Source organism: Halovulum marinum (assembly GCF_009697225.1).
Lineage (GTDB): Bacteria > Pseudomonadota > Alphaproteobacteria > Rhodobacterales > Rhodobacteraceae > Halovulum > Halovulum marinum.
Genome location: NZ_WIND01000047.1, coordinates 1 through 6,539, shown reverse-complemented (window position 1 = coordinate 6,539; position 6,539 = coordinate 1). Strand labels below are relative to the sequence as shown.

Here is a 6,539-nt window from a genome sequence, read left to right as displayed (position 1 = left end):
CATCTGGCCAGCTTCGGCGGGGATCGACGGAACACGATCCTGCTGTCCGGTTTTCAGGCCGGCGGCACGCGCGGCGCGGCGCTGGCCCGAGGTGCGCGGACATTGCGCATGTTCGGTCGGGAGTTTCCGATCGAGGCTGAAGTGGTCCAGCTCCAGTCCTTTTCCGGGCACGCCGATGCCGACGAAATCCTGCGCTGGATGTCCGTCGGTCCCGCCCCCGAGATGACTTATCTGACCCACGGGGAGCCTGTCGCCGCGGACACCCTGCGATTTCGCGTCGAACATGAGCATGGACGACCCGTGCGCGTCGCGGAGCACCTCGAAACCGTCTATCTGGACCGGCCGCGATGACCGATACGCTTGCCCTTGTCCCCTCCGGCATCGACACCTACCGGCAGCCGGTCGTCTACATGCATGAAGATTGCCATGTCTGCCGCTCCGAGGGATTTGCGGCCCAGACCCGCGTAAGGATCGACCTGAAGGACCGGTGGATCATCGCAACCCTGAATGTGATCGCCCGCGGGGCATGGCTTGCCGTGGACGAGGCGGCATTGTCGTCTTCCGCCTGGGCGGCCCTTGGAGCGCAGGCAGGGGACAGGGCCGCGTTCTCGCACCCTGAACCGCCCGCTTCGGCGTCCGTGATCCGGGCAAAGGCCTATGGCAACAGGCTGGATCAGGCCGGGTTCGCGGCGATCGTCAGCGACACGCTCGACAACCGGCTATCGGATCTCGACCTTGCCGCCTTCGTAACCGCTTGTGCGGGCGACAGGCTGGACGAGGCCGAGACCGTGGCCCTGACCCGCGCCATGAGGGATGCCGGGCAGATGCTCGACTGGGGGGACCGGGCCGTTCTCGACAAACATTGCGTCGGCGGATTGCCGGGCAACCGGACGACGCCGATCGTTGTTGCCATTGTCGCTGCGGCGGGGCATCTGGTGCCCAAGACGTCGAGCCGTGCGATAACCTCACCCGCGGGGACAGCCGACACGATGGAGGTCATGGCACCGGTCGTTCTTGACGGTGATGCGCTGCGCCGGGTGGTCGAAGCAGAAGGCGGCTGCATCGTCTGGGGCGGCGGGCTCGCGCTCAGCCCCGCCGACGATCACTTCATCCGTGTCGAACGCCCGCTCGATTTCGACTCCACCGGTCAGCTGGTGGCCAGCGTACTGTCGAAAAAGGCTGCGGCCGGTGCCACGCATGTCCTGATCGACATGCCGGTCGGACCCACCGCCAAAGTTCGGTCGGCCGGGGCCGCCGAAGCCCTCGGTGCCCGGCTGTCATCGGTGAGCGAGGCGTTGGGTCTGAACCTGGCGCTGCACATCAGCGACGGCGTGGCCCCCGTGGGGCGCGGCATCGGCCCGGCGCTGGAGGCCCTGGACGTGCTGGCGGTTCTGCGGCGCATGCCGGAAGCGCCCGGCGACCTGCGCGAACGGGCGCTGGATCTGGCCGGGCATCTTCTGGACCTCGCGCCGAACGCCGTGCGGGGGCAGGGGCGGGACCGCGCGCAGTCGCTTCTCGACAGTGGCGCCGCGGAAGCGAAGTTCATGGCAATTTGCGCGGCACAGGGCGGTTTCCGGGAACCCGGGAGCGCGGCACAGCGCATCGAGATACGCGCCCCGCATGCGGGCCAGTTGTCTGCCGTGGACAACCGCCGGATTGCCCGCATCGCCAAGCTGGCCGGTGCCCCGCGTCAGCAACGCGCCGGTATTCGATTGCTTGCGCGGATCCGTGATCGTGTGGACAAAGGCCAGCCGCTCTATGAACTTCATGCCGAAACACCGGGCGAACTGGGCTATGCCCTGGCCTATGCCGAGTCCCAGACCGACTTGTTCACCCTGTCCGAGGGGGTGTCATGATCCTTGTTCCGTTTCCCGAGATGCAACCGCTCGCCGAAGACCTGGCACCCGCGATTGGGGCGGAGTTGCGTGCGCTCGACTGGCACCGTTTCCCCGATGGCGAAAGCCTGATCTCGCTGCCCGGCAATCTGGACGGGGCAGACGTGGCGCTGCTGGCGACATTGCGCGATCCCGACCGCCTTGCCCTGCCTCTGCGCTTCGCCGCAGCGACGTCCCGCGAGATGGGCGCGCGCCGCGTCGGATTGATCGCCCCCTATCTCGGCTACATGCGGCAGGACCGCCGTTTCGACGCCGGGCAGGCGGTCAGTGCGCCGCTGTTCGCGCAATTCCTGGGGGAAAGCTTCGACTGGCTGGTGACGGTGGATCCGCATCTGCACCGCATCGCGCGGCTTAGGGATGTCTTTCCGATGCCGGCGGTCCGCGCCGTGTCCGCGCCGCTGCTTGCGGAATGGATCGAAACGAACCTGCCTGACGCCGTTCTTCTGGGACCCGACAGCGAAAGCCAGCAATGGGTGGCCGAGGTGGCCCGGCTGGCCGGGCGGCCCCATGAGGTTCTGCGCAAGGTGAGGTCCGGCGACCGCAGAGTCGACGTCAGCGTGCCCGAAAGCGCGGCGCATCAGTCAGGCACACCGGTGATCCTCGACGATATCGCATCTTCCGGGAGCACGATGGCACGCGCCGTCGAACGGTTGCTTGCCGCCGGAACAACAGCGCCTGTCTGCCTGGTCATCCACGCGGTCTTTGCGGAAGGGGCCCAAGACGTCATCATGTCAGCCGGAGCCGCCCGGATCGTCACCACCGATACCATACCGCACCCATCCAATGCGATCGGAACCGCCGCGATGCTTGCCTCGGCGGTTCGATCAGTTCTGTCGGGTCTTGACCTTCCATCTAGAGCGTCGTCCTTGAAATCTGAATCGAGAGGATTGAACGAAGCCGCTAACGCGGCGTTTGGGGCGGGTTTGTAAGGGTCGCTTTCTGTCTGAGAGGATCATGGGTGTTCAACCCATTTCTCAAACAGGAGTTTTCCGATGGCCGATCTCAGCCCTCTTCGTCGCCGCATGATCGAGGACATGACCGTCCGCAATTTGTCGCCGGCGACGCAGCGATCCTACGTCAGCGCGGTCTCGAAGTTCAGTCGATATTTTGGTCGTTCACCGGACAAGCTTGGCCTGGATGAGGTCCGCGACTTCCAGGTGCATCTTGTCTCGAAGGGTGTTTCCTGGGGGTCGCTCAACCAGATCGTCTGCGCGCTGCGGTTCTTCTACGGCGTCACGCTCAATGAGGCGACAGTGCCGGAGCGCATTCCCTATGCCCGAACACCACGCAAGCTGCCGGTCGTCCTGAGCACCGACGAGGTCGTCCGGTTTCTCGAAGCTGTGTCCAGCCTGAAGAGCCGGGCGGCGCTCACGACCGCCTATGCGGCGGGACTGCGGGCCTCGGAGGTGGCGGGGCTGCTCGTCGAGGATATTGACAGCGGTCGCGGCGTCATCCGGGTTCGTCAAGGGAAGGGTGCCAAGGACCGCAACGTAATGCTGTCGGCGCAGCTCCTCGACATTCTCCGCACATACTGGCGCCTTGCCCGGCCGCAGCGGTTTCTGTTTCCAGGTCGTGATGAAGACCGGCCGATCAACCCGACGACGCTGCACGCGGCGTGCCGCTCGGCCACGAAAGCAGCGGGGTTGAGCAAACGGGTGACGCTGCACACACTGCGCCATAGCTTCGCGACGCATCTTCTGGAGAACGGCGCCGATATCCGGATCATCCAGGCGCTGCTCGGCCACGCCAATCTGTCCTCAACGGCACGCTATACTCAAGTCGCTTCCCATACGATCCGGGCGACGCCGAGCCCGCTCGACCGTCTGTCGCTGGAGGTGACACCGCCGGGATAAGAGCGTGGTCCATCCCGGGCGCCGGTTCGAGCGGCCGGCGCTGGAGGTCGCCGACATCCTACGCCGTCATGGCCCCGCCTATGCCCGCGCTCATGAGGGCCGTCTCGGCCGGGTCGAGAAGCGGGTGATGAGCGCGATCACCGCCTGCCGCACCGCTGCGCTCGGCGGTCACGTCGAGGTCTGTGACGATTGTGGCGTGACGCGTATCGCCTACAATTCTTGCCGCAATCGCCATTGCCCGAAGTGCCAGGGATCAGCCCGCGCGACCTGGCTCGCCGCGCGTCAGGCCGAGCTGCTGCCGGTTCCCTATTTCCACATCGTCTTCACACTGCCCCAACCGATCGCGGCGATCGCTTTCCAGAACAAGAGGCTCGTCTACGCGATCCTGTTCAGGGCCGCCGCCGAGGCGATGACGACGCTGGCGGCGAACCCGCGCCGTCTCGGCGCCGGGGTCGGCGGCCTCGCCGTCCTGCACACCTGGGGTCAGGCCCTGACCCATCATCCGCATTTGCACTGTGTCGTCCCGGGCGGAGGCCTCGCGCCCGACGGGACGCGCTGGATCGCAAGCCGTCCTAACTTCTTTCTGGCCGTCAAACCGCTCTCGCGTCTTTTCCGGCGGCTGTTTCTCAAACGATTGGCTGCCGCCTTCACTGCCGGCAATCTCGGCTTCCATGGTGATCTCGCGCCACTCGCCAACCCTCCGGAGTTTGCCGCGCAGCTCGCCGCCATGCGGCGCGTCGACTGGGTCGTTTATGCCAAGAAGCCCTTTGGCGGTCCCGCACAGGTCCTCGCCTATCTCGGTCGTTACACGCACCGCGTCGCGATCGCCAACTCCCGCCTCGTTGCCCTCGACGAGACCCATGTTGCCTTCACCTGGAAAGACTATCGCGACGGTGGTGCATCGAAGGTGATGCGGCTGAAGATCGATGAGTTCATTCGTCGGTTTCTCCTCCACGTTCTGCCGGACGGCTTTCACCGCATCCGCTCCTTCGGCTTCATGGCAAACCGCCATCGCGCTGCCAAGCTGGCACTCTGCCGGTCACTCATCGGAGGCGGCGACCAAGATGCGGCGGCGTCAGGCCCATCAAGCGAACCGGCCGCCGCCATACCTGCTTGTCCTCACTGCGGCGGCATCATGCGTATCATCGGCTGCATGCCACACAGCTTTCACCGGCCCAGCCCACGTGCGCCACCGTTCAGGAGTGCAGCGTCATGATCCGAACCATGACGGCGGTCGTCTTTGCCGATATTCGCATACCGACCCTGTCGGCGATCCGTGATAGGGTTGGTCCAACGCGCGCGTCCCGCCAACTTCGATCCCCGCCATCGTCGATTCGAGCGCGCAACGGACGCGATTGGACCCCATGGGCCGCAAATTGCACCCGCGACCAGCCCCAACCATCGCCTGCAACCGCTCCATCTTCGGCTCACGACGGCACCGACACACATCGGCCGGGTCCACAATCCCCATAGCCCCGCGCGCACAATCCCCGCCTTCTTTCAATCCGGCTTCAATGAGGTCGCTGGGCGCCCGACAGGCGCCGCGACCTCACAGAACCCTCCAGATTCCCAGAGGTCTGATTTTGTGATTCACCATATGTGGAGGTGGATCATGGGAAAATCGCTATCTTTGGACATTCGAGAGCGCGTCGTAGCGCTGGTAGATGAGGGACTTTCCTGCCATGAAGCGGCGCGGCGTTTGCGGATATCGGCCGCGAGCGCGGTGCGGATCATGCAGCGCAAAAGGCGAACCGGCTGCGTGAAAGCTGCGCCTCAGGGACGGCCTCGACGAAGCAAGTTGGACGCTGCTTGCGATTGGTTGAAATTGCGCGTGCAAGCCGAACCGGACATCACTATGCCGGAGCTGGCCGAAGCGTTGAAGCAGGAGCATGACCTTGTCGCCACACCGGCGATGCTCTCTCGCCACTTGGTCCATCGCCTTGGGTTCACATATAAAAAAATCTCTGATCGCGGCAGAGAGGCTGCGCAAAAGGGTCCGCGCGGCGCGGTACGAGTGGCGGCGTCGAATGCCGAGGATGCGCCGTGAGCCGCACAGATTGGTGTTTCTTGATGAAACCGCCGTCACCACCAAGATGACACGCCTGCGGGGCCGATCCCTCCGGGGCACCCGGCTTGAGGCGGACGCACCCTTCGGCCATTGGCGAACGCAGACCTTCATCGCCGGGCTGCGGTTGGATGAACTCAGCGCACCTTGGGTTCTGGACGGCCCAATGAACCGCGCCGCCTTCGACATATACATCGAGACACAACTGGCCCCGACCTTGCAGCCAGGTGACGTCGTGATCGCAGACAACCTGTCGTCCCACAAATCCGCAAAGGCGCAAGCCATCCTGAAAGCGCAGGGAAGCTGGCTCCTCTTCCTGCCGCCCTACAGCCCCGACCTGAACCCAATCGAAATGGCATACGCCAAGCTCAAAGCACATCTGCGACGGCTCAAGGCACGCACCTTCGACGCGCTGTTCCAATCCGTCGCTCAAACCTGCGACCTCTTTCCACCACAAGAATGCAGAAACCTCTTCAAGGCTGCCGGATATGTTGCAGATTAAATGGACGACGCTCTAATGGAAGGAATAGGTTGACACCGACTTGCTCCGATAGGAATTCCCAATGACCGATCACGCACATCACTCCACCCCCGAAGCCGACATCTACGTCTGCCCGATGCACCCCGAGGTGCGGCAGAACGGTCCGGGCGACTGCCCGAAATGCGGGATGCATCTGGTGCCGGAATCGGACGCCGCCGCCCATGCTGGGCACGACCACCACGGGG

General features: G+C 64.6%; 7 protein-coding genes. All 7 read left to right on the top strand.

The features are described from left to right. On the top strand, positions 1-351 hold a 351-nt coding region (locus tag GE300_RS21740), incomplete at its 5' end, for an MBL fold metallo-hydrolase RNA specificity domain-containing protein (RefSeq protein WP_325063361.1). Then, a complete protein-coding gene (locus tag GE300_RS21735) occupies positions 348-1,856 on the top strand; it encodes a thymidine phosphorylase family protein (RefSeq protein WP_154449664.1) in 1,509 nt (502 codons plus the stop codon). The genes GE300_RS21740 and GE300_RS21735, both read left to right, overlap by 4 nt. Then, complete coding sequence (locus GE300_RS21730) at positions 1,853-2,824, top strand: ribose-phosphate diphosphokinase (RefSeq protein WP_154449663.1); 972 nt, start codon at positions 1,853-1,855, stop codon at positions 2,822-2,824. Before GE300_RS21735 ends, GE300_RS21730 begins: the two co-directional genes overlap by 4 nt. A 63-nt stretch (positions 2,825-2,887) precedes the next feature. Continuing rightward, positions 2,888-3,748: a tyrosine-type recombinase/integrase gene (locus GE300_RS21725; RefSeq protein WP_154449662.1), complete on the top strand. Its 861-nt coding sequence runs from the start codon at positions 2,888-2,890 to the stop codon at positions 3,746-3,748. A gap of 4 nt (positions 3,749-3,752) precedes the next feature. After that, positions 3,753-4,964 carry an IS91 family transposase gene (locus tag GE300_RS21720; RefSeq protein WP_325063360.1) on the top strand — a complete coding sequence of 404 codons (1,212 nt, stop codon included), beginning with the start codon at positions 3,753-3,755 and terminating at the stop codon, positions 4,962-4,964. A gap of 396 nt (positions 4,965-5,360) precedes the next feature. Further along, positions 5,361-6,315, top strand: a protein-coding gene (locus GE300_RS21715; RefSeq protein WP_154449661.1) for an IS630 family transposase whose coding sequence is annotated in 2 segments (ribosomal slippage) — positions 5,361-5,702 and positions 5,704-6,315 — 954 coding nt in all. Because the reading frame shifts where the segments join, the coding sequence is not laid out codon by codon here. 61 nt (positions 6,316-6,376) lie between these two features. Then, positions 6,377-6,539 (top strand): heavy metal-binding domain-containing protein (locus GE300_RS23445; RefSeq protein ID WP_267905484.1); only part of this gene is annotated, 163 nt, incomplete at its 3' end.

Coding starts and splice junctions, on each gene's coding strand:
- GE300_RS21725 (WP_154449662.1), top strand. CDS start 2,888: ATGGCCGATCTCAGCCCTCTTCGTCGCCGCATGATCGAGGACATGACC.
- GE300_RS21735 (WP_154449664.1), top strand. CDS start 348: ATGACCGATACGCTTGCCCTTGTCCCCTCCGGCATCGACACCTACCGG.
- GE300_RS21730 (WP_154449663.1), top strand. CDS start 1,853: ATGATCCTTGTTCCGTTTCCCGAGATGCAACCGCTCGCCGAAGACCTG.